This window comes from Phaeobacter sp. JH20_08, from assembly GCF_048056635.1.
Taxonomy (GTDB): domain Bacteria; phylum Pseudomonadota; class Alphaproteobacteria; order Rhodobacterales; family Rhodobacteraceae; genus Phaeobacter; species Phaeobacter bryozoorum.
This window is the reverse complement of sequence record NZ_JAYMVV010000011.1, coordinates 206,919-228,960: the sequence shown is the minus strand read 5'-3', so window position 1 is coordinate 228,960 and position 22,042 is coordinate 206,919. Positions and strand designations below refer to the sequence as shown.

General features: G+C 61.5%; 16 protein-coding genes. 8 read left to right on the top strand and 8 right to left on the bottom strand.

The genetic code is table 11. From position 1 onward, the window contains the following. Positions 1 to 4 precede the first annotated feature (4 nt). Complete coding sequence (locus VWY75_RS11620) at positions 5 to 1,189, bottom strand: cytochrome P450 (protein ID WP_416538995.1); 1,185 nt, start codon at positions 1,187 to 1,189, stop codon at positions 5 to 7. 61 nt (positions 1,190 to 1,250) lie between these two features. Between VWY75_RS11620 and VWY75_RS11615 the strand changes: the two genes are divergently transcribed. From VWY75_RS11615 to VWY75_RS11595, 5 genes are all read left to right on the top strand, one after another. Then, on the top strand, positions 1,251 to 3,041 hold the full coding sequence (locus VWY75_RS11615; protein ID WP_340545958.1) for a sensor histidine kinase: 1,791 nt from the start codon (positions 1,251 to 1,253) through the stop codon (positions 3,039 to 3,041). Further along, complete coding sequence (locus VWY75_RS11610) at positions 3,038 to 4,267, top strand: sigma-54-dependent transcriptional regulator (RefSeq protein ID WP_340545957.1); 1,230 nt, start codon at positions 3,038 to 3,040, stop codon at positions 4,265 to 4,267. The genes VWY75_RS11615 and VWY75_RS11610 overlap by 4 nt, the downstream gene beginning before the upstream one ends. 677 nt (positions 4,268 to 4,944) lie before the next feature. Next, a complete protein-coding gene (locus VWY75_RS11605) occupies positions 4,945 to 5,946 on the top strand; it encodes a DctP family TRAP transporter solute-binding subunit (RefSeq protein WP_340545956.1) in 1,002 nt (333 codons plus the stop codon). 109 nt (positions 5,947 to 6,055) lie between these two features. After that, positions 6,056 to 6,733, top strand: coding sequence for a TRAP transporter small permease (locus VWY75_RS11600; RefSeq protein ID WP_340545955.1), 678 nt, complete (start codon positions 6,056 to 6,058; stop codon positions 6,731 to 6,733). After that, positions 6,733 to 8,136, top strand: a complete 1,404-nt coding sequence (locus VWY75_RS11595; protein WP_416538994.1) for a TRAP transporter large permease — start codon at positions 6,733 to 6,735, stop codon at positions 8,134 to 8,136. The genes VWY75_RS11600 and VWY75_RS11595 overlap by 1 nt, the downstream gene beginning before the upstream one ends. Positions 8,137 to 8,338: 202 nt before the next feature. Here the strand turns inward: VWY75_RS11595 and tpiA are convergent, their stop codons facing one another. The 4 genes from tpiA to VWY75_RS11575 all read right to left on the bottom strand — a co-directional run bounded on the left by tpiA (position 8,339) and on the right by VWY75_RS11575 (position 11,793). Then, complete coding sequence (gene tpiA / locus VWY75_RS11590) at positions 8,339 to 9,091, bottom strand: triose-phosphate isomerase (RefSeq protein ID WP_416538993.1); 753 nt, start codon at positions 9,089 to 9,091, stop codon at positions 8,339 to 8,341. A gap of 254 nt (positions 9,092 to 9,345) precedes the next feature. After that, positions 9,346 to 9,705: a HesB/IscA family protein gene (locus VWY75_RS11585; RefSeq protein ID WP_340545952.1), complete on the bottom strand. Its 360-nt coding sequence runs from the start codon at positions 9,703 to 9,705 to the stop codon at positions 9,346 to 9,348. Positions 9,706 to 9,774: 69 nt separating this feature from the next. Further along, on the bottom strand, positions 9,775 to 11,046 hold the full coding sequence (locus VWY75_RS11580; protein WP_416538992.1) for a glycerophosphodiester phosphodiesterase family protein: 1,272 nt from the start codon (positions 11,044 to 11,046) through the stop codon (positions 9,775 to 9,777). A 384-nt stretch (positions 11,047 to 11,430) separates the two neighbouring features. Continuing rightward, positions 11,431 to 11,793: an SUF system Fe-S cluster assembly protein gene (locus VWY75_RS11575; RefSeq protein WP_340545951.1), complete on the bottom strand. Its 363-nt coding sequence runs from the start codon at positions 11,791 to 11,793 to the stop codon at positions 11,431 to 11,433. Positions 11,794 to 12,193: 400 nt separating this feature from the next. On the opposite strand from VWY75_RS11575, the gene VWY75_RS11570 reads away from it, so the two are divergent. Then, complete coding sequence (locus tag VWY75_RS11570) at positions 12,194 to 12,844, top strand: response regulator transcription factor (protein WP_416538990.1); 651 nt, start codon at positions 12,194 to 12,196, stop codon at positions 12,842 to 12,844. Here the strand turns inward: VWY75_RS11570 and VWY75_RS11565 are convergent. Together VWY75_RS11565 and VWY75_RS11560 are read right to left on the bottom strand one after the other, a co-directional pair. After that, positions 12,814 to 14,493: a sensor histidine kinase gene (locus VWY75_RS11565; RefSeq protein ID WP_416538989.1), complete on the bottom strand. Its 1,680-nt coding sequence runs from the start codon at positions 14,491 to 14,493 to the stop codon at positions 12,814 to 12,816. The two genes, VWY75_RS11570 and VWY75_RS11565, sit on opposite strands and share 31 nt — an antisense overlap. Further along, complete coding sequence (locus tag VWY75_RS11560) at positions 14,490 to 15,788, bottom strand: MFS transporter (protein ID WP_416538988.1); 1,299 nt, start codon at positions 15,786 to 15,788, stop codon at positions 14,490 to 14,492. Before VWY75_RS11560 ends, VWY75_RS11565 begins: the two co-directional genes overlap by 4 nt. A gap of 264 nt (positions 15,789 to 16,052) precedes the next feature. Here VWY75_RS11560 and VWY75_RS11555 point away from each other — a divergent pair, with 264 nt between their 5' ends. Further along, positions 16,053 to 19,130, top strand: a complete 3,078-nt coding sequence (locus VWY75_RS11555) for a VCBS domain-containing protein (RefSeq protein WP_416538987.1) — start codon at positions 16,053 to 16,055, stop codon at positions 19,128 to 19,130. 303 nt (positions 19,131 to 19,433) lie between these two features. Here the strand turns inward: VWY75_RS11555 and VWY75_RS11550 are convergent, their stop codons facing one another. Continuing rightward, a complete protein-coding gene (locus VWY75_RS11550; RefSeq protein ID WP_416538986.1) occupies positions 19,434 to 20,744 on the bottom strand; it encodes a PLP-dependent aminotransferase family protein in 1,311 nt (436 codons plus the stop codon). A 113-nt stretch (positions 20,745 to 20,857) separates the two neighbouring features. Between VWY75_RS11550 and VWY75_RS11545 the strand changes: the two genes are divergently transcribed. Next, positions 20,858 to 22,039 carry an MFS transporter gene (locus VWY75_RS11545; RefSeq protein ID WP_416538985.1) on the top strand — a complete coding sequence of 394 codons (1,182 nt, stop codon included), beginning with the start codon at positions 20,858 to 20,860 and terminating at the stop codon, positions 22,037 to 22,039. Positions 22,040 to 22,042 lie beyond the last annotated feature (3 nt).

The following is a 22,042-nucleotide window of genomic DNA, read 5'->3' as shown; positions in this document are numbered from 1 at the left end:
GGGATCAGACCTGAACCATCAGGCCTGTCAGCCCGTGGAAATGGTAGGTGTTGTTATACTCCGGCGCGGCGGCCAGTTTCAGGTCGGGGCAACGCTCGAACAGGATCGGCAGGGCGATCTGCATCTCCATCCGCGCCAGCGGCGCGCCGACGCAGAAATGCAGCCCTGCGCCAAAGGAGGTGTTCACCTTCGCCGGGCGCGTGGGATCGAAGCGCTCGGGATCCTCCAGCATTTCGGGGTCGCGGTTGGCCGCCGCCAGCAGCAGCGCCACCTCATCGCCGCGCTGGAAGCTATGGCCGAACATCTCGACCTCCTCATAGGCGTAGCGGGTGAACATATGCAGCGGCGGGTCATAGCGCAGGATTTCCTCAACCAGACCTTCTATGCCGTCGGGAGCAAGCCAGCTTGTGTCCCAGCCCTGTTGCAGCATGGTTTTCACACCATTGCCCAGCGAATGCACCGTGGCCTCATGGCCTGCGTTCAGCAGCAGGATACAGGTGCCGATCAGCTCATCGGTGGAGAGGCTTTCGCCGTCTTCCTCGGCCTGGATGAGGCGGGTGATCAGATCCTCGCCCGGGGTCTTGCGGCGTTCGTCCACATAGGCGGTGAGGAAGTCGATGAATTCCTGGCTGGCCTTCGCGGCGGCATGTTCGGTCTCAACCGTCTTGGAGGCCTGATACATGGCGACCATCTTGTGCGACCAGTCCAGGAGCTGCGGCGCCATATCCTCGGGCACGCCCAGCAGGCGGCAGATCGCGATCACCGGGACCTGAGTGCAATAGGTGGACAGGAGGTCAAAGGGCGCGTCCTGAGGGAAGGCGTCGATCAGCTCGTGGCAGAGGGTTTCGAGACCGGGCGCCAGCGCCTTGATCTCGCGGCTGGTGAAGGCGCGCAAGACAAGGCGACGCAGGCGGGTGTGGCGGGGTGGCTCTGCATCCAGGAGCGAATGCGCCTCGACCTGCAGGAAGGGGGCGAGATGGGCGGGGCTTTCGCGCGCCATCTCCGGGGGGATTTCGCGGCCAAAGCGGCGGTCGCGCAGCAGGGTATGAACAGCCGGGTGCGAGAAGGCCGCAACCATCTTGTAGTCCTGCCAGTAATGCAGATGTCCGTTCGCGCGGGCCTCGGCGTAAAAACCGTAGGGGGATTGGACAAAATCGGGGTCGGTGGGGGATTGGGTCAATGTCTTCATCTGCGCAGCTTTTGCCAAGGCGGCTGGTCAATGCAAGGGGGGCTTTGCTACTGTGCGGCCAATGACGCAGTTTCACGCACATCGCTGGATCATTCTGGCGCTTCTTCTGGGGGCGGTGACGGCTGTGGCAACGGGTGTCTACCGGCTGGGCTATCGCCAAGCGCTTGATTCGCTTGCCGAACGCAGTGCAGCGGATCTGGCGCTGGCTTCGGACCGGGTGACCACGCAATTGCAGGTCTATCAGGAGCTCGCCGTGCTGATGGCTGATCACCCGACGCTGAAGCAGCTGGACCGCGCCGAGGCACGGGCGGCGGCGCAGGGGCTGCTGCGCGAGGTGGCGGACAAGACGGCGGCGCTGGATGTGTTCTTTGTCGACCGGGCGGGGCGGGTGGTTGTGGCCGCCGAAGGGGTGATGGGGCGCGATGTGACCCAGAGCCGCTACTTCCACCGTGCGATGCAGGGGGCGCTGGGCACCGGATATGATGTGCTGCAACCTGATGGGCGGCGGGCCTATGTCTATGCGGCCCCTGATTTCGACGGCGATGGCCGGGTGCGCGGTGCCTTGGTGGTGGTGGCTGATGTCGAGGATGTTGAGCAGACCTGGCGCGGCTCGCTGCCGGCGGTGTTTTTCACCAACCGGGGCGGTGAGGTGTTCATTGCCAACCGGCGGGAGCTGTTGTTCTGGCAGCGCAGCACCGACGGGCCGGGGTTGTCGCCGCCCGATGGGCGACAGGTGGCGCTTCGGTCCTGGCTGGAAGGGCCGCATGAGATCTGGGATCTGCGCTGGTCACCCTATCTGCCGGAGCGGGCGCTGCATCAGGCGGTGAACCTGCCGCAGATCGGCATGGTGGGGGAGATTCTGGTGGATGTGGCCCCGGCGCAGCGTCTGGCAGGATTGCAGGCGGCGGCGATGGCGGCGATCGTGCTGGCGCTGGGCACGATGCTGGCGCTGGCGCTGGAACGGCGGCGCACACTGGCGGAGGCCAATGCGGCGCTGGAAAGCCGGGTCGAGGCGCGCACACGGGCGCTGTCGGCCACCAATATGCGGCTGACCCGCGAGGTGCAGGAACGTCAGGAGGCGGAGGCGGCGCTGAAACGCGCGCAGGAGGAGCTGGTGCAGGCGGGCAAGCTGTCGGCGCTGGGGCAGATGTCGGCGGGGATCAGCCATGAGCTGAACCAGCCGCTGATGGCGATCCAGCAATATGCCGAGAACGGCGAGGCTTTTGTGGCGCGCGGCAAGCCGGAACGGGCGGGCGAGAACCTGGGCCGGATTGCGCAGATGGCCGGTCGGATGGCGCGGATCATCAAGAACCTGCGTGCCTTTGCCCGCAACGAAAACGAACCGATGGGCCGGGTGGATCTGGTGCAGGTGATCAATACCGCCGCCGAGCTGACGGAGCAGCGGCTGCGGCAGGACGGGGTGGCGCTGGTCTGGCAGCCGCCTGCGGAGCCGGTCTTTGCCTGGGGCGGCGAGGTGCGGCTGTCGCAGGTGTTTGTGAACCTGATCAACAATGCCGCCGATGCGATGCTGGATCAGGAGCGCCGCGAGATCAGGATGGCGATTGAGACCCGCGGCGGGGATGCTGCTGCGCGGCTGGCGGTGACGGTGCGCGATATCGGTCCGGGGCTGAAGGAACCCGAGAAGATCTTTGAGCCGTTTTATTCCACCAAGGCGGTTGGCAGCGCCGATGGCATGGGGCTGGGTCTGTCGATCTCTTACGGGCTGGTGCAGAGCTTTGGCGGCGATATCCGGGGCGTCAACACCGGCGATGGCGCCGAATTCACGGTGGAGCTGGACCGCTGGCGTGCGCAGGCAGGTGCCGAGCCGCAACAACAGGATGAGGTGGCATGACCAATCGTGTCTTGGTGGTGGACGATGATGCGGCGGTGCGGGCGGCGCTTGGCCAGACGCTGGAGCTGGCGGAGTGTGACGCGATCACGGTGGGATCCTTTGTGGCGGCCAAGGATCTGATCACGCCCGATTTTGACGGGGTGATCCTGTCGGATATGCGGATGCCGGGACGCGACGGGTTTCACCTGTTGCGCTATGTGCGCGAGGTGGACAGTGATCTGCCGGTGATCCTGCTGACCGGCGAAGGTGACATCCCGATGGCGGTGCAGGCGATGGCGGAGGGGGCGTTTGATTTCCTCGAAAAACCCTGCGCCACTGCGGATCTGATGACGGTGGTGCGCCGGGCGCTGAAGACGCGGGCATTGGTGCGGGAGAACCGCGCACTGAAGTCGCGGCTGGAAAGCGGCGATGCGGCGGCGCGGATGATCTTTGGCACCTCGGCGCAGGTGGCGGAGCTGCGCGCCCGTGCCCGCGCGGTGGCGGCCACCGGGGCGGAGGTGCTGGTGACCGGTGCACCGGGTGGCGGGATCTCCAAGGTGGCGGAGGTCATTCACCTGATGTCGCCGCGTGGTCAGGGCGCGTTTGTGAAACGCCCGGCGGCGGGGCTGACCCCTGATGGGTTTGCGGATCTGTGCCGCGAGGCGGCGGGCGGATCGCTTTACCTCGATGAAATCGCCGCCCTGCCGAAAGAGACGCAATATGCCATGCTGGAGGCGCTGGAACAGCGGGTGGAGGCACGGGTTCTGGTTGGGACCGTCGCGGATCTGGCCGAGGAGGTGACGCGTGGCGGATTTCTGGCGGATCTGTTCTACCGGCTGGACGTGATGCGGGTGCGCATTCCGGCGCTGTCGGAGCGGCCCGAGGATATCCCGGTGCTGTTCAGCCATTACGTGGCGCAGGCGGCAGAGCAGGCGGGCATTGCCGTGCCGGATATTCCACCGGACCATCTGGCGGCGCTGATGGCGCAGGATTGGCCGGGCAATGCGCGATCGCTGATGTCGGCGGCCATGCGTTTTGTCCTCGGCATGCCGGAGGAGGCGGCGCAATCGGCGGAACTGGGGCTGGCCGAGCAGCTGGCGCAGGTGGAGCGGTCCTTGCTCATAGCGGCGCTGGGGCGGCAGAACGGCCATGCCTCTGCCGCGGCCAAAGCCCTGAAGCTGCCGCGCAAGACGTTTTATGACAAGCTGGCGCGTTATGGCATCCGGCCTGAGGACTATCGCCGCTGAGCGCGGTCTGCTGTGTCTTTCGCTGTTTCTCGCCACGCCTGATCGGGCGGCGAGGGCAGTGAATGGCGGCGCCGCCGGATGGCCCCTAAGGGCGCATGGGCGGAGGGGGATGGGCGCGGGTGTCAGCCGGGGCCCATGTCCGTCAACCATGGCTGTCTGGACGCCTGCACCCTGCATGCTGCGGGGCGCGGGCCGGTCTCCTGCCGGGGCATGTGCCAGATGCCCCGGATCGGTGGACCGCGTGTCAGACGGCCCGGATGTCGCGACCGGCCCAATGTGACAGCTGCGGGTTAATCAAACGCGGGCAGGGCGCGCGGCGCCTGTGCAACGCCCCGGTGCCGCTGGCACTGCCCGGTGCGGGCGTCGGATTTGAGTATTTATGGAAAGATGACGGGCGCTGATTCCCAAGACCGCATCCCGGGCCGCGTCTCTCGCGCACGCAGAATGTGCGGAAATCCGCACAGCAGGGCCGCCTCCCTGTGCGGGAATTCGCACAACCATGGTGGTGTCGCTGAGAGGTGACCTGAGATTGGCTCGGTAAGCGTTTGTTATAAGTTCATAAATTTCCAGTCTCGTGACGCTGTAACAAAGGCTTGAGCGGAGAGGCCAGCGCCGTGATGCTGCCGTCGGGGTCTTTGCTGTTGCAAAGGCCAAGGAGATATTCTGGGAGGAAAGACATGAAATTTGTAACTGCTGCTGCCACCGCCGTGGCGCTGACCATGAGTGCCGGTGCCGCCATGGCGGCCTGTGAGGAAGGCGAAATCGTCGTCAAGTTCAGCCATGTGACCAATACCGATAAGCACCCCAAGGGGATTGCCGCCTCGCTGCTGGAAAAGCGCATCAACGAAGAGATGAACGGCACCATGTGTCTGGAGGTCTATCCGAACTCCACGCTTTACAATGACAACAAGGTGCTGGAAGCGATGCTGCAGGGCGACGTGCAGCTGGCCGCGCCAAGCCTGTCGAAATTCGAGAAGTTCACCAAGCAGTTCCGCCTGTTCGACCTGCCGTTCATGTTCAAGAACATCGACGCGGTTGATGCTTTCCAGGCCTCTGACAATGGTCAGGCGATGCTGGATTCGATGCAGCGCCGCGGTCTGCAGGGGCTGGCCTATTGGCACAATGGCATGAAGCAGATGTCGGCCAACAAGCCGCTGATCGCGCCGTCGGATGCCAATGGGCTGAAATTCCGCGTGCAGTCTTCGGACGTGCTGGTGGCGCAGATGGAAGCGATCGGTGGCAGCCCGCAGAAAATGGCCTTCTCCGAAGTTTACGGCGCGCTGCAGCAGGGTGTTGTGGACGGGCAGGAGAACACCTGGTCCAACATCTACGGCAAGAAGTTCTTTGAGGTGCAGGACGGTGTGACCGAGACCAACCACGGCGCGCTGGACTATCTGGTGGTGACTTCTGTTGACTGGCTCGACAGCCTGGAGCCTGCTGTCCGTGAGCAGTTCCTGACCATCCTTGGCGAGGTCACGGCAACGCGGAACTCGGAATCCACCAAGGTGAACGCCGAAGCGCGTCAGGCGATCATTGATGCCGGTGGCGTGGTGCGTGAGCTGACGCCCGAGCAGCGCGCGGCCTGGGTCGAGGCGATGAAGCCGGTCTGGGAGAAATTCGCAGGCGACGTTGGTCAGGACATGATCGATGCGGCACAGTCGATCAACGCAGGCATGTAAAGGCCACAGGCTGAAGATCCGGGGCTGGCGCGACTGACGCGCCGCCCCAATTTGCACGGTGCGCCATCCGCGCCGGTATCCCATTATCCAAACATCGAGGGAGAGCGATATGGCGGGGGCAAAACCTGGCCCGACCGGGCTTATCAATACACTCGAAGAGACGCTGATTGCGCTGCTGCTGGGGCTGATGACCCTGATCACATTTGCCAATGTGGTGGCGCGATTTGTGTTCAATTCCAATATTCTCTGGGCGCTGGAGCTGACGGTGTTCCTGTTTGCCTGGCTGGTGCTCTTGGGCGCATCCTATGCGGTGAAGGTGCATGCCCATCTGGGGGTTGATGCGATCCTCAACATGGTGTCGGCGCCGGCGCGCCGGGTGATCGGGCTGATCTCGGTCGGCTGCTGCCTGGTGTTTTCGCTGCTGCTGCTGAAGGGCGCCTATGACTACTGGGCTGTGTTTGCCGATCTGCCGCCCACCTCCGGGCGCTGGTTTCCCACCGGTTTTGACATGTCAGCGCGCAGCCAGAGCTTCTACGAGGTGCAAGATGTGCCGATGGTGGCGGTGTTCGGATTTCTCGAAGAGCTGATCAACTACGGCGACTCTTACGAGAAACTGCCCAAAGTGGTGCCCTATGTGGTGCTGCCGCTGTCGATGCTGCTGATGTTGCTGCGCTTTGGTCAGGCGGCGGTGCAGATCCTGCGCGGCGATGTCGATCGTCTGGTGGCCAGCCATGAGGTCGAAGATGAAATTGCCGAGGTTCAGGCGCAGCGGGGGGAGCACGACTGATGGATGTCGTCCTATTGTTTTCCATGGTCATCGGCCTGTTGCTGATCGGGGTTCCGATCGCGGTGGCGCTTGGCCTCAGCTCGACGCTGTTCCTGCTGATCTATTCCGACAGCTCGTTGGCGTCGGTTGCGGGCACGCTTTTTGAAGCCTTCGAGGGGCATTTCACGCTGCTGGCGATCCCCTTCTTCATCCTCGCGTCAAGCTTCATGACCACCGGCGGCGTGGCGCGGCGGATCATCCGGTTCTCGATCGCTTGTGTCGGTCATCTGCCGGGTGGTCTGGCGATTGCCGGCGTCTTTGCCTGTATGCTGTTTGCAGCCCTGTCCGGGTCGTCACCGGCCACCGTGGTGGCCATCGGATCCATCGTGATCGCCGGGATGCGTCAGGTCGGCTACAGCAAGGAGTTCGCGGCCGGTGTGATCTGTAACGCGGGCACGCTGGGCATCCTGATCCCGCCGTCGATTGTGATGGTGGTCTATGCGGCGGCGGTTGAGGTCTCGGTGGGGCGGATGTTCCTGGCGGGCGTCATTCCGGGCCTGATGGCCGGGTTCATGCTGATGGTGACCATCTATGTGATGGCCAAGGTGAAGAACCTGCCCAAGGGCGAATGGCTGGGCTGGGGGGAAGTTGCAGCCTCGGCGGCCAATGCCTCGGTTGGTCTGCTGCTGATCGGAATCATTCTGGGCGGCATCTATGGCGGGATTTTCACCCCGACAGAGGCAGCGGCTGTGGCGTCGGTCTATGCCTTCTTTGTCGCGACCTTTGTCTACCGCGACATGGGGCCGCTGAAATCGGCGCCAAAACCGAAGGATCTGGGGCAGTTTGTGACCATGCTGCCCAAGATGCTGGGGCAGACCGTGGTCTATTTCATCCCGTCCTTCTTTCACGCCGATACGCGCCATGCCCTGTTTGAGGCAGGCAAGCTGACGGTGACGCTGTTGTTTGTGATTGCCAATGCGCTGATCCTCAAACATGTGCTGACCGATGAGCAGGTGCCGCAGCAGATTGCCACCGCGATGCTGTCGGCCGGCTTTGGTCCGGTGATGTTCCTGATCGTGGTCAATGTGATCCTGCTGATCGGTGGTCAGTTCATGGAGCCGTCGGGGCTGTTGGTGATTGTGGCGCCGCTGGTGTTCCCGATTGCGATTGAACTGGGGATCGACCCCATTCATCTGGGCATCATCATGGTGGTCAACATGGAGATCGGCATGATCACCCCGCCGGTTGGTCTGAACCTCTTTGTGACCTCCGGGGTTGCGGGGATGCCGATGATGGCGGTGGTGCGGGCTGCGCTGCCGTTCCTGGCGGTGCTCTTCGTGTTCCTGATCATGATCACCTATATCCCGTGGATATCGACGGTGCTGCCCAATGCGGTGATGGGGCCGGAGATCATAACAAAGTAGCGCTGCGGCGCATCCCCCCGCATATGAAAAGGCCCGGGAGAGTGTCCCGGGCCTTTTTCTGTCTGGCGTTATGTCAGGGGCTTTGCCCCTCTGCGCTGGCGCGCATTCACCCCAGAGTATTTTGCGAAAGGTGAAAAGCGGGCACGGGGCGATGTCATCTTTCCCCAAATACTCCCGCCGGAGGCCGCGCCGTCAGGCGCGTTCAGTCGCTGGCGTCGAGAGCCGCGACGATGGGGGCGAAATCCGCAGCCTTGAGGCTGGCGCCGCCGACCAGCGCGCCATCGACATGGGCCACCGCGAAGATCTCCTTGGCATTGCTGGATTTTACCGAGCCGCCGTAGAGCAGTCGGATGGCATTGGCGGTTTCACCGCCGAAGCGTTTGACGAGGCTTGCGCGCAGGTCGTTGTGCACCTCTGCGATCTGTTCGACCGTGGGCACTTTGCCGGTGCCAATAGCCCAGACCGGTTCATAGGCGACCACCACATTCGTGCCGCTGGTGTCGTCCGGCAGCGAGCCTGCCAGCTGGGCGCGAACCACCTCCAGCGTCTTGCCGGCCTCGCGCTGGTCCTGCGTTTCGCCGACGCAGATGATGGCGGTGAGTCCCGCTGCAATGGCGGTCCTGGCCTTGGCGCGGACCATGTCATCGGTCTCGCCGTGATTGGCACGCCGTTCGGAATGGCCGAGAATCACCGCGCTCGCCCCGGCGTCATGCAGCATTTCGGCGCTGAGGTCGCCGGTATGGGCACCGTAGGTCGCGCTATGGCAATCCTGGGCGCCGATGTCGACCTTGCTGTCGACGCAGACATTGGCTGCCCGGTAGAGCAGCGTTGCCGGGGGGCAAATCACCACTTCGGCCTTGGCCGACTTGCAGCTATAGGCCAGATTGCCCAGCTCGGTCAGCGCACTTGCGGTGCCGTTCATTTTCCAGTTGCCTGCGACCATCTTGCGACGCATCTGCGTATCTCCCTCAAAATCGGTGCTGCCTTCATGCCCCTGACGGGGGACAGCTTGCTGCTTGGCCTGTCCTAGCATTGTTCGGATTGGGGAACAATTCGCCTGTTCGCATGGAGCCTGTGGCCTGCACATGTTGAACAATACCGAAGTTGCGCGCCAAGGCTGCGAAAAACGGCAATGGGGCGTCTATTTTTTTCAGGCTGCACGTCTGGGTTGTGATCTGCGTCTGCCCCAATCCATCGGGGGCTGGCAGGTCAGCCTGCGGGCATATCCTTGAAGCTGATTGATTCCCCGCAGCCGCAGGCCTCGGAGACATTGGGGTTGTTGAACTTGAACCCGGCCTCCAGAAGCGAGACCTCATAGTCGATTTCGGTGCCGAACAGGAACATCTGCGCCATCGGTGCAATCAGCACACGGGCGCCATCCTGTTCGACCACCTCATCGTTGGGATCGGGGGTGTCGACATATTCCATCGTATATTCCATGCCGGCGCAGCCGCCCTTTTTCACGCCGATGCGCAGGCCGGAATGGCCGCCCTTGTCCATCAGCTTGGCGATCTGGGCCGCTGCCTTGTCGGTGATGGTCACCGCTTGTTTGCCGGGAATGCCGAACATCTCTGTCTCCACTATCGCGCGTTACCTCCAATTTAGGGGGGCGATGGCGCAGGCTCAAGGGGGGAGGGGTCAAAGCCCCATGCAATTGGCATAATAGGTGACTGTTGCGGGCCAGTCGGAGAATACGCCGACAACCCCCACATCCTGAGCCAGCACATCAAGGACCTGGTAGACGGCCGCATCCGAGGTCACCGCATCCGAGATCGACTGGAAATACCATCCGCCGCCGCTGGTCAGCGGACCGGAGCGTTCCAGCGTCCAGGTGATGATGTTCAGATCGGCCTCCTGCGCGGCCCGTGCATAGGCGGAGGGCACGATCCGGTCGCCATCAAGCGTCAGCAGCATCCAGATCGGTGGGGCGATGTAATTGAGGCCCATCTGCTTCAGCTCCTGCATCGAGGGTCGGAAGGTTGCGGGATCCATCGGATCAATCTGCCCTTCATCGGCGTCATGGCGGGCAAAGCGGTCGTCGAGATAGACCGCCTGACGGCCGAACTCCGGCGTATGGGTGAGCCAGTATTTGATATCGCTGAGGTCAAAGCTCTGCACCCAGACATCCGCCGCAGGGATGCCGGCGGCGACATAGGCGTCGATCAGTTTCTGCGCATAGGCTTCCTGTGTCATCCCGTTGAAGGGCATGGCGACGGCGGGCGCCTTTAGTTCGGGCGTGAAACGGGCGCCCAGCTCGCGGAACAGGGCGATACTGTCGGCATGGCTGAGCAGTGTTGCCTCGCCCTGATGCAGATTGCTGCGCCAGGGGGCCAGACCGCCCTGAAAGGCCTTGGCGCTGGTGGCGGTGGCGTCGCTGCTGTCCATCTTTGGCTGCAGGGTCATCAGCTCTGCCAGCGTCAGATCGCTGGTGCGGCATTCGGCGGTGGCGGGGGTGTCGGCACTGGCCGGGGTAAAGGGCTGGGTGCAGCGCTCGGCGAGGGGGCTGGTGAGGATATCGGTGGTGGTGTGCAGATCGTTCTGCGAATGGCGGCAGACCAGTTCCAGGTCTTTGGTAAAGGTCACGTCGCATTCCAGGATCCCGGCGCCCATGGAGGCGGCGGCGCGGTTGCCCTCAACCGTGTGTTCGGGAAACATCAGTGGCGCACCACGGTGCGCGATGGAGAACTCGGTGGCTTGCGGGGTCTGCGCGGCGCAGGATTGCAGCTTCGTTTTCAGCGGGCCTTCGGGCAGGGCTGCGACCAGATACGCGGGGCGCGGGCCGTAGCTGAGGCTCATCGCCTCGGGCGCGGTGTCGGCAAGGGCGGGGCTGGTCAGGGCAGGGCCGGTCAGGAGCGGTGCGGCAAGGGCAAGTGCGATCAGCGACGTCGGGCAGGCGAAGATGCGGGGCAAAATATGGAACTCCAAATTGGGTGCGCGCGCCCGCGGGTGGTGTTGCGCGCTGCCGGGGCAGCTGTCGCGGAGGATCGGGCGGCTGCGGCTTAGGTGCCGCCAATAATAAGGCCGATATTACGGGGGGATGCGCCCTCGGGGCAAGGGGGCGGGCAGGGGGAGGCGCATTTATCCTGCGTTATGATCGCGCCACGGGACGGCCACGGGGCATCGGGTCGGGCGTCGGCTCGGGCGTCTGGGCGGTCGGCAATGGCGGCAGGGAGTGCAGCCTCGCGGCGGATATGACAAACGCGGCAGGCCAGAAGCGCTGCCGCGTTGCGGATGGTCGGTGCGGACGCAACGATGGGCGACCGCAGGATCAGGCCAGATCGTTCCTGCGTGGGCTCACATGAAGCCCAGTTCGAGGCGGGCCTCATCGGACATCATGTCCATGCCCCAGGGCGGCTCCCAGGTGAGTTCGACATCGACGCTCTTGACGCCGGGCACCGGCGAGACGGCATCCACGATCCAGCCCGGCATCTCGCCAGCCACGGGACAGCCGGGGGCGGTCAGGGTCATGATGATCTTCACGTCATTCTCGGCAGAGATGTCGATCGTGTAGATCAGGCCCAGCTCGTAGATATTGACCGGGATCTCGGGGTCATAGACGGACCGGCAAGCGTCCACCACAGGCTCGTACAGCTCGTGGCTGACAGAGGAGGGGGCGATCAGCGGTGTGCCTTCCAGCGGTTCGGATGCGTTGGTCATTCGGGCCTCGGTTCGTTTCCTGACTGTTTATATAGGGAAGCCGGGACCGGGGGTCCAGTGGTGGATCGGTGGCAGCTACGAGATGGTCGAGATTGCAGGCTTGGTGAAACTGAGGGATGAGCGGGCCGGGGCGGGTTCCGGCCCGATGCAGGCAGGGACAGGGGAGCCTGGCTGACCAGGCTGCACATGCGCCACGATTGGGGTTGTTTTTTGCAAATAAGGCAGCCGTTCATTGTGGGGCAAAACGCTGATCGAGGGTGAGAGTTGTCCTTCAACTTCTAAAAAGGTCACTTGCTGAAGAAAAATGCGGCACTCCGTAACAATGGAATTGCTCTCTGCATCAAATAAGATTTTCAATAGAAATTGGTCCAAAAACAGATGACTGAAAGGGGGATAATGAGTGGAAACTGCTTCGATCCGCCTCGCCATAATTGATGATCATGCGATTTTCTTGCAGGGGCTCTCCTACGTGTTCGAGAGCAGCGCTTTGGACCTAGACGTGACGAGTTTCACGACGGCCACCGATTTTTTGGCAGAGATAGACAGCGGTCGAACCTGGGATGTGGTCATCACTGATCTGGCGATGAAGCCGTTCAACGGGATCGCGCTGATCGGCGCGTTGCGCGCGCGCAATATTGGCGTTCAGGTGATCGTTCTGTCGGCGTCGGAAGATGCGAAAACACGGACCAATGCCCAGATGGTCGGAGCGTTTCGCTTTGTCCACAAATCGTGTGAAGAGCAGGTTTTGCTGGACGCCATCCTTGCTGCCGTCGATGAGGGGCCGCTACCGGCCAAATCTATTGAGAATGGCGCCCGTCGTACGATGTTCCAATCTGATGGAATGGACACGATCGTCCGCCCGAAACTCGGGCCGCAACAGCAGCGCATATTGTCGATGATGGCGGAAGGCCACACCAACAAGAGCATCGCCGGCGCCCTTTCAATCAGCGAGAACACTGTCAAAACTCATGCCAAAACGATCTTCAGGGAACTCTCTGTGGGCAACCGTGCCGCAGCGGTTCAAAGGGCGCGCGAATTGGCGCTGTTCTGAAGGCGGCTTTCCAGCGCGCGCCGCAAGTTGACTTCCCGGTCCGGCAATTCGATCCCGTTCCTGTCTTGACCGTGCCCATCGCCGACCGGGGCACGCAGGAGATAGGTCGTCGGCGCGAATTGCTGTAGGTCACTGATTTCGCTTTCGGAAAACGATTGCCCGGCGACGGGATCCAATACAATCAGATCGGGGACTTGCCCCAGCAGCGTGATCGCGTCTGCCGCTCCTTGGCAGGTGTCCGCATGGGCAAATTTCCAGTACCAGGACGAGACCAGATCCGCCCATGCGCCCATGTTCGGAAGGGTATCCTGTCCAATAACCAGGACAAAGGCCTGATCGCGCGCGACCTCGACAGGCTGGTGCGACAGTCGCAGCGACACCTGCGTGCCTGTGGTTGTGCTGGACTTGATCTCAAATGTGCCGCCCAGCTCTTGGGCAAGTTCCCGTACGATGCCCAGGCCCAACCCCTGGCCAGTGCGGGTTGCGGGCAGGTTTTCGCGTTGGCGCACCGCCTGAATCTGGTCCTGTGTCATGCCTCTGCCCCGATCCGTGACCTGCCACCAGCTCTCGTCGCCGGTCACGAAAACCGACAGCTGCACATACCCGCCGGAGGCCCCGTATTTTACTGCGTTGCTCAGGAAATTTCGCAGGATACGCTCCAGCTTGGGGCGGTCACTCTCGATGATCCCCAGATCATTTTTTACTACGAAATCACAGCCTATTGCGGCAAATTGCGGGCGATACTCCTCGTCCAGCCGAGACAGCAGATCTGCCACGTCGATTTCGGTATGCGTCAGTCTTGATGCGGGTTGCTCCACATTCGAAAGCTCCTCGACCAGCGCCTCCTGACTGATCAATGCAAATCGGATTTGGCGCACCAAGACCGCCTGTTCCGGCGAAGTGGCCTGGCGATCCATCTCGGCCAGGAAGTTGCGCAGGGCCAATAGAGGCTGGGTCATGTCGTGCTGAATTGCCTTCAGGGAACGTTTGGCCGCGTGTTGGTGCCTGGCGGCTTCGGCAAATTGCTCCAAAGCCTTTTCAGCCTGCCGACTGACCAATTGGGCTGCGAGCGCATCCCTTGTCTTTTGACTGGCCGTTAAATTGGTGGCGAAACAGAAGCTGAAATAGAACAGGATGAACCCGCCATAGATACGGATCACGCCATCTGTTGTGATCAAGAGAAACAGGCCGAACGGCAGGAGTGAGCATATGGCAATGGCGAGGTAGCCAGGCCGGTACACGGTTCCTGCCATGACCCCACCGGCGGTGATTGATGTCAGAAACAGCCCCGCCATAAAAGTCTGGAGTTCAGATGTCGGGCTGGCCAACTGGATCGCGCAAATGCCCCAAACCAGACCGGTAAAGGCTGAGATCGCGATGTGGCCCATCAGGTACCGATCAACCTGTTCCGGGGTCTCCTCTGCCTGAGGCCAGACGCGCGCGTAGAGAACCGTGATCACCACCATGATCGAAGCAAGGCCCGCCCATAGGACCGCCTCGCGGTAGAGACGCACGGAGGCGAGGCTGACGGCGATCAAGGCAATCAGAGTAAAGGCGAAGCGGGCGGAACCTCTGGCCCGCTCTCGCAACATACGGGCTTCTTCTGCCCGTATTTCGACCGCGGTCGGTGGAGCAAGGGCCTGGCTCATGCTGGGGTGGTTGTGACCGTCACATCACCTGCCTGGCGCCAGAGATATCCTGCAACCGCCAGTCGCAGCACAGCGGGAAGCCCGGCAAAGAAGAATAGCAGGATGCCAAAGGTCTCCGGGCCATTTACGCCGGATTTGTCGAAACCGGCCAAACCCAGAATCGGAAAAGCGATCCCCATTGGCGCAACAAAGGCCATCTTGGAAGCCGCGTTTTTCAGGGCCAAATAGCTGGCAGCTCTTGGGTGGCCGCTGTCGGCTTCATCCCGAGCGACGATATCTGCAAGCATCGACGTTGGCATCACCGCGTCACAGGTCATGCAGGCCCCCAGGCCGATACAGATCACCTGCATCAATAGGATGTCGCCGGCGCCAACCAGGTAGCAGCCCGACAAGACACCGGCGCAGATCGTGATCGCGACTGTCCAAGTTCTGCGCTTGCCGATCATGCTGGAAAGCCAGATCCACAGCGGCACAAAGACTGCAGTGCCCACCAGCAGCAGCAAGAACATCTGACCCACCACCGCAGGTGCATTCAGAACATGGCTGACAAACAGCACCAATAGGCCGACCGTCATCGCGTTGGCTGCCTGCACGGCAAAGAACGCAATCATCAGCCTGAGAAACGCGCGCTCCTGCAAGCAGTTACGCCACGCAGTCCACAGGCTTAAACGGGTCCGGGTCTCCCGGCTTTGCTGTCGCGGCGCCCAGATCAGAAAAAACGCCATCGCGACGGGCATCGTTATGAGAAAGGCCAGCCCCAATGTGCGCAGCGACAGACCCATCTGCGCCCCAATGATCACGGGCGCCAGTGACGCGGCCAGGGCGCCCAGGATTTGAAACACAGCCTTGGTGCCAGCCAGCACCGAGCGCTCGTGCACATTGGGAGAAATCTCCAAACCAATGCTGGAGTAAGGCACATCAAAAGCGGTTACAAAAAGCAAATAGCCGGAGATCACACAGAACAGATACACCGGACCAACCCCATCCGGGGGCGAGAGCAGCAACCAGGCAAACAGCAAAACCCCGGGGAAAGAAAACAGCATCCACGGTACTCGGGGGCCGCGTGCGCCGAAGGTCCGATCGCTCAGCGCACCAATCAGCGGGTCCGTGAACACGTCAAACAAGCGACCAAACATAAACACGGCCCCCACAACCGCCAGCCCCAACCCCATGTCTATTGCGTAAAAGGTTGGCGCAAAGCTCACGATTGCGAAGCTGACCATGGCCAATGGTGCGCTGAGAACGCTGAAACAGAAAAGCTGCCAGCCGCTCATAACCCGATTGGTGGTTCTCATTATCTCCCCCAACTCATTTGGGTTATCTTGAACGCATTACTGTTTCCAATGGAATAACTTTCTGTTTCGCCCATAAAAATCACCCGTTCGGGTGATTGTCGCTCCCATCCTTAACTTATTAAAAATTAGCTTGTTTTTGCGTGGTTCTGGTCTCGGATCAGAGGTCGCAGGAAGGCTAGGGGATGGGGCCCGAAAGCTGTCCAATGACAATAACGGAGTATCACCATGGGATATCGCGGTCGTGGTTATCTGAGAAATACTGATATGGAAGTAGATGCGTCGGACGCATCCCGTGGACAATTCATCTGGACGCGCCGCGGAAACGATGAGGTCACCGGCTCCGAGTACCGTGACCGTATCTATACCGGACGAGGTGACGACACCGTAGAAGGCGGCGGCGGCAACGATGTCATGTTTGGTGGCAAGGGACGGGACACTGCGGTTTTTTCCGGTTCTGTGCTGGACTATCAGGTTTCAGGTTTTGGCCGTGGACCCTGGACCTATGTCCAGGGCGAGGACGGCTGCGATTTTCTGCACAGTTTTGAAGTGCTGCAATTCGACGATTTCACATTTGATCTGGCGGGCGACAACGCGCCTCTGGTGATCCTGCGCGATGATGGTTTGAGCACGTCGGAAGGTGACGCGCTGCAGTTCCAGGTGGACTACTACGACCTGGATGGGACATCGGTGGAACTGGTATCGGCAAGTGTTACCGGCGGCGGGATATTGACGGCGCAGGACAGTGGAGCCAGCCAGACCAGCCAAATCGGGGTCGGCGGCGGTGCAAGCCTGTCCTTTGATCCCGGGACCGCCTACGACAGTCTCGGCGCGGGCGAGAGCACAACCGAAACCGTGACGCTGGTGATATCGGATGACGAAGGCAATATCACAACTGTCACCTATGATATTGTGATCGAAGGACAAAACGACGCCCCTGTAGCCATGGCCGTGTCTGCGACCGTTGACGAAGACGGCCCGGCCGTCACAGTTGCTGCGGATTACTCGGACGTGGATGCCACCGACACCCACACATTCAGCATCGACACGAGTGCTACGCTGGGAACGGTCACCGACAACGGCGATGGCACGTTTGGCTATGACCCCAGCGGCGCGTTTGACAGCCTCGCGGTTGGAGAGACAGCAACCGACAGCTTCACCTACACTGTGGATGATGGCAATGGCGGCACTGCGACCGAAACCGTGACGATCACCGTCACCGGCCAGAACGACGCGCCGGTTGCCATGGCGGTAACCGATACTGCCGACGAAGACGGTCCTGCCATCACCATTGCGGCGGACTTCACAGATGTCGATGCCGCTGACAGCCACACGTTCAGCGTCGACACCACAGGCACGCTTGGCGCGGTCACCGACAACGGCGATGGCACGTTTGGCTATGACCCCAGCGGCGCGTTTGACAGCCTCGCGGTTGGAGAAACAGCAACCGACAGCTTCGCCTACACTGTGGATGACGGCAATGGCGGCACTTCCACTGAGACGGTCACTGTCACCATCACCGGCCAGAACGACGCGCCGGTCATCAATTTCGCGAACTCTGATCTGGTGGAAGAGATCGGCGCGGGCTTTACCACATCCGGCAGCTTTGACGCGCAAGATTTCATCGAGGCCTTTGATCCCACAAGCGGCACGGCTTCGATCCAGACGGTCGGCGGTCAGGATGCGATGCGGGTGAATATCAACACCGAAGACAGGCGTGCGCCACACACCGTTTTTGATATTGTCGAGCAAGGCGCGCTGGAGGCCAGCGACAAGGTCGTCGTGACTGTTCAGGGTGAAGTCGCACGGACAGGCGGCGATCAGGACGTCTTTTTTGGTCTCACCGATGGTGTCGGCCAGGTGTCGTATTTCTCTGTCAACAGCAGGGCGGGACGCCTGTATAACGGCGAGCTCAAGACGGACTCGCAGCCGGGAGACTCGCTACAGGATGGTGCGATTGAGCTGAACCTACTCAATCTGAGCGGCGGGCAGCAGAATACCTTTAGCCTCGAAATCGTCCTCGACGGTCTCAGCGATGTCATCTCGGTGTTCAGCAGTTCGGGTGCGCTGATTGGCACGTTTGATGGCTTTGACCCGGCGTCTTCAACACCCGATCAAACCAACGCGATTGATCCGTCTTTGGGGCTCAAGCTGTTCCTTGCGAGTGATGGTGACAACGAGACCAATTACTTTGTCGGCCTTGACTACGATATGGAGATCACCCGTCAGGGCACGATTGAATTCAACGATGTCGATGTCACGGATGAGCACACGGCAGAGATTGATGCGGTGCGCTTTGTGGGCGATGCAGGCGGGCTGACCTCGGCGCAGGCGCAGGCCCTGATCGAGCTCAGCGTGAACAGCACCGCAGCGCAAGCGTCCGGCTCTGTGGACTGGGCTTTTGACATAGGCGCGGTGGATGCGGCCTATCTGGCCGCGGGCGAGACGCTGATGATCGAGTATGACGTGACCGTGCAGGACGGCAACGGCGGCTCTGACACGCAAACTCTGTCGTTCACAGTGAACGGCACAAATGACGCTCCGGTGGCACAAGCGGTGACCGGCACGGTTGACGAAGATCCGCAGGTCGCCAGTTCCGACAGCGTCGGGGCCCAAACGATCCCCAATGCCGGGCGTTTCTATGTCTACGATTTCGACACGGGCACGGCGGCGTCTATCCAGCGCGACGGGGGCGCGAATTTCACCTTTGATCAGATCGCCGCGCAGTATCTCAGCGAGGGCAACGGCGTGATCGTCCAGCCCAACCCCAATAGCACCGGCTGGGCATTCGCGGGCGAGGTGTTCGTGGATGGGACGGGACAGACAATCGCCTCGACCGATTGGGTCATCAACGGGGGCAACGGCGATGTCGACCTGTCAAACCCTCAGTGGATTTTGTTTGCCGACACCAATCAGAACATCGACAGCATCGAGCTGGACATCGCAGGCCTGAATCTTGGAGGCGGTGTCACGGTGGATGCCCAGATTTCGGTCGGCCCGCTGAACTACGAGTTTTTGCGGACGGATGATCTGCGTGTCGACGGGGTTCAGTTCAGCTCAACCCTGAATGGCCCCAGCCCCTCGGTCACGGTTGCAGCAAATGTCACCGATCCTGACAGCGATACCTTTGTGTTCACGATTGACGACAGCGGCACGCTTGGCGATGTCATCAACAACGGCGACGGCACGTTCACCTATTCCGCCGACGGTATGTTCGAGCATTTGAACAGCGGGGAGACGGCCACAGACAGCTTTGCCTACACGGTCGATGACGGCGATGGCGGACTGGACACGGAAACTGTGACGATCACCATTTTGGGATCAGATGACATCCTGTTTGCCTAGGGGACCAGTACAGCAATCGAAGCAGGCACCACATCAAGGTGCCTGCTTTCGCACGGTTTGCGGTTGCAACTGTCCATTCGCCATACGTGTCTGGTGTCAGGGGGCGTTTCTGGCCGATGAGGCCGCCCGTGTCTGAAGCCCTGCCTTTCGGATGGGTGCGGAGTGTTGGACGTTTGGCATGACATGGCTGCCAATGCTCATTCCCCCCTTTGCCGGATGTGCCGTCAGCAAGCGGCACCAAAGATGAACCGGCGGCAAACGTCAGTTCGCGGTATTCGTTCGACAGCCGGTGCCGGAGCTTCCCTAGGCTATCGAAGTTTCCTCGACGGCTTTTCGGACGGTCTGGAAAACCTCCCTCAACTCACTCTTTGAAATGCCACCGAAAGCGAGCCGCAATGCCTGTGGCACAGCAACGGTTGTCGCAAAGGGGTCTGCTCCCGATGCCGAGATGCCGTGTTCTTTCAGACGTGTGACGATAGGCTCGGCGCGGACACCTTTCTCCAGCGGCAGCCAGGCAAAACCTGCATTCGGGTGCGACAGGATGCGCGCGCCACCCAACGCGGTCCGGCAGAGCTGCTGGCGCTCAGCGCCATCCCGTCTGCGGTTTTCCTCCGAAGCCACCAGCGTGCCATCTTCCACCCAGCCCGTGACCAGACCGGAAATCAGCGCCGGGGTGTTCCATGTCGTCGCCCGGATCGCTTCAAGCAGTCTGTCGCAGTGGTTTGCAGGGGCGATCACGTATCCCAGGCGTAGCCCCGTGGCGAGGCTCTTGGAGAAGCCGCCCACATGAACGGTACGCTCCGGCGCTAGCGAGATGAGGCTCGGCGGCGGGTCCGGCTCCAGAAAGGCGTATGCAGCGTCCTCGATCACCAGAAGATCATGTTTGCGCGCGACGCCGATCAGACGGTGGCGCGTTGGTTCGTCCATGACTGCGCCCAGGGGATTATGGACGGTGGGCATCAGATAGATTGCCCGGATCTTTCGGTCGCGGCACTGTCTGTCCAGATCATCCGGGCTCATCACGCCGTCCCGCCCGTCCACCGGGATAAGGTCAATCCCCTGCAATGTCGCGATGGATTTGAAGCCGGGGTAGGTCAGCGTGTCGGTGGCGATGGCGTCACCGCGTTGAAATAGCCCAAGGGCGATGATGGCCAATCCATGCTGGCCACCGGAGGTGACCAACAGGCATTCGGGATCAATGGGACCAAGCGTTGATGTGAGGTTTTCGGCGATGATCCGGCGTTCGTGGGTGCGTCCGCCATGGGGCTGGTAGCGCAGCATCGCCTCAAGATCACCCGTGGTCGCAAGCCGCCGAAGGCCAGCACGCAGCATATCTGCATCGGCTGCGTCACCCGGCATGTTGAAGACGAGGTCGACGAGACCATCGCTGACGGTCTGTCGAACACCAAGCGTCGTCGGCAGGTCAAGGTCGCGCACATAGGTGCCGCGACCAGCCTCGCCGACAATCAGCCCGCGGCGTTCAAGCTCGCCGTAGGCGCGCGTCGCCGTGGCGAGGGCGACGTTGAACTGCTCCGCAAACGCCCGATGTGTCGGGAGTTTCGTGCCCGGGGCAAGCTTGCCCTGCCGGATCACTGCCGAGAGCATGTCGGCCAAGCGTATGTATCTGGATTTCCTCATCTCTTCACTGTAATTAGTACAGTAGAAAAATTGTCATATTTAAAGGCTCATGGCATTCCGATCTGAAGTCAACCTTCAAGGTCCACCCCATGTCCAAACTCATCCCGATTTCGCTTCTTGCCTTTGGCTTGTTCACGGTGACATTCGCCGTGAACCTTCAGGCTCCGCTCTATGATGTCTATGCCGCCGAAAGCGACGTTGGGGCGACGGCAGTGACGGTCGCGTTCGCGGCCTATGTCGGAGGTCTCATGCCGACGCTGCTGCTGGTGGGCGGGCTATCGGATCGGATCGGTCGCCGGGTTCCGATTGCATTGGCGCTGATCTTCGGAGTCGTCGCAACCGCGCTGCTGGTGCAGGTGCCAAGCTGGACAAGTCTGGTCATCGCGCGCTTCCTGCTCGGGATCGGGACAGGTCTCGCGACGACTGCCGGAACCGCCTATATGACGGAAATTCTCGGCGCGGAGCGCGCAAGGAGCGCCGCTCTGATTGTCACCTCGGCAACATCTCTCGGCTTTGGAGGTGGCGCTCTGGCGACCGGTATCAGCCTTGGTGTGCAGGGGCCAAGTTTGCTGCCTGCGAGCTATATCGCGCTGTTTGTGGCAGCACCGGTGCTTGCGGTCCTTGTCCTTGCATTGCCGCGGGTCGATACGCCCAAGCCGGTATCGGTTCTGCGCCTGCCGGTGTTCCCGGCTGGCGTTTGGGTTTTCGGGGCCGCGATGGCGCTGGCCTGGTCCACGACAGGCATGACCATTGCGGTTGTTCCGCTGGAACTTGCCGCGAACGACCTTGGCGGCTGGACGGGCCTTGTCATCTTTCTTGCGATCTTCGTGGGCTTTCTGTGCCAGCCGATTGCCCGCCGCATGACCAACGAACGGGCGCTCGCCCTCGGGTTTGTCTTGATCCCGCTCGGCTCTCTCGTTCTTCTGGCCGGTGTCTGGCTGAAGGTTCTGGCATTTGTTCTGATCGGCACCTGCATCACCAGTGCGGCCAGCTATGGCTTTACCTATCTCGCCGCTCTGGCAGAGGTCTCGTTACATGCGCCGGATGATCGGGCGCGGGCGACGGCGGGTCTCTTCGTCTATGCCTATTTCGGCTTCTCGCTGCCCGTGATTGCCAGCGGCGCACTGGCGGACAGGCTCGGCCTGCTGTCGGCCATGATCGTTTTCGCATCTGTTCAGATCGTGGTGACAGCGATCATCGTGATGCTACGGCAACGGCGACCCGTCCCGTCCAGCGCCGCTGTCAAAGCTGGGTGGCAGTGCAACCGCTAGTTT

Coding starts and splice junctions, on each gene's coding strand:
- VWY75_RS11620 (WP_416538995.1), bottom strand. CDS start 1,189: ATGAAGACATTGACCCAATCCCCCACCGACCCCGATTTTGTCCAATCC.
- VWY75_RS11615 (WP_340545958.1), top strand. CDS start 1,251: ATGACGCAGTTTCACGCACATCGCTGGATCATTCTGGCGCTTCTTCTG.
- VWY75_RS11610 (WP_340545957.1), top strand. CDS start 3,038: ATGACCAATCGTGTCTTGGTGGTGGACGATGATGCGGCGGTGCGGGCG.
- VWY75_RS11605 (WP_340545956.1), top strand. CDS start 4,945: ATGAAATTTGTAACTGCTGCTGCCACCGCCGTGGCGCTGACCATGAGT.
- VWY75_RS11600 (WP_340545955.1), top strand. CDS start 6,056: ATGGCGGGGGCAAAACCTGGCCCGACCGGGCTTATCAATACACTCGAA.
- VWY75_RS11595 (WP_416538994.1), top strand. CDS start 6,733: ATGGATGTCGTCCTATTGTTTTCCATGGTCATCGGCCTGTTGCTGATC.
- tpiA (WP_416538993.1), bottom strand. CDS start 9,091: ATGCGTCGCAAGATGGTCGCAGGCAACTGGAAAATGAACGGCACCGCA.
- VWY75_RS11585 (WP_340545952.1), bottom strand. CDS start 9,705: ATGTTCGGCATTCCCGGCAAACAAGCGGTGACCATCACCGACAAGGCA.
- VWY75_RS11575 (WP_340545951.1), bottom strand. CDS start 11,793: ATGACCAACGCATCCGAACCGCTGGAAGGCACACCGCTGATCGCCCCC.
- VWY75_RS11565 (WP_416538989.1), bottom strand. CDS start 14,493: ATGAGCCAGGCCCTTGCTCCACCGACCGCGGTCGAAATACGGGCAGAA.
- VWY75_RS11560 (WP_416538988.1), bottom strand. CDS start 15,788: ATGAGAACCACCAATCGGGTTATGAGCGGCTGGCAGCTTTTCTGTTTC.
- VWY75_RS11555 (WP_416538987.1), top strand. CDS start 16,053: ATGGAAGTAGATGCGTCGGACGCATCCCGTGGACAATTCATCTGGACG.
- VWY75_RS11545 (WP_416538985.1), top strand. CDS start 20,858: ATGTCCAAACTCATCCCGATTTCGCTTCTTGCCTTTGGCTTGTTCACG.